The sequence below is a fragment of the Brachyspira sp. SAP_772 genome, from assembly GCF_009755885.1.
Lineage (GTDB): Bacteria > Spirochaetota > Brachyspiria > Brachyspirales > Brachyspiraceae > Brachyspira.
In genome coordinates this window covers 1-578 of sequence record NZ_VYIX01000308.1, presented here as the reverse complement: position 1 = coordinate 578, position 578 = coordinate 1, and the positions used below count along the sequence as shown (strand labels likewise).

Sequence of the window (578 nt, the reverse complement as noted above, 5' to 3'; positions counted from 1 at the left end):
AACATAAATTCCATCTATATAATTCTGATCGCACAAAAAAGCAACAGGCTTATTCTCTCTCAATGTATAAAATATCTCTTTTAAATTCCCCTTTCTAGCAATACATTTAACTCCCCTCTTCTCTCTCCAYGACTTCATATAAACATCTAATTTAGGGTTATCTAAAGGTCTCACTATAACACTAGGATTATACCCCTTAATACCAAAATATGAAGCTATATATTCCCAATTGCCAATATGTCCAGTAATTGCTACTATACCCTTATTTTCCTCAAGAGCCTTATCAAATATATCTTTGCCTTCTATCTTTATACGTTTTAATATCTCTTCATCAGACATTCTTGAAGCCTTTATAAACTCAGCAAAAGTCATCATCATAGATTTCATAGAACGCCTAGCAATAAGCCTTCTCTCCAAATAAGATTTTTCTGGAAAAGCCTGCTTCAAATTAATTAAAGCAACCTTTCTGCTTCCTGGAGCTACATAAAACATCAAAATCCCTATAATCTTTGCAAAAAATATCACAAAAATATAAGGAAAAAATGATATAAACTCCATTAAAACTCTTAATGGAATAT

General features: G+C 31.2%; 1 pseudogene. It reads right to left on the bottom strand.

Annotated elements, in window-relative coordinates:
- Positions 1 to 576 (bottom strand): annotated as a pseudogene (locus GQX97_RS14210) (lysophospholipid acyltransferase family protein); the annotation flags it as partial.
- Between the last annotated feature and the right edge of the window lie 2 nt (positions 577 to 578).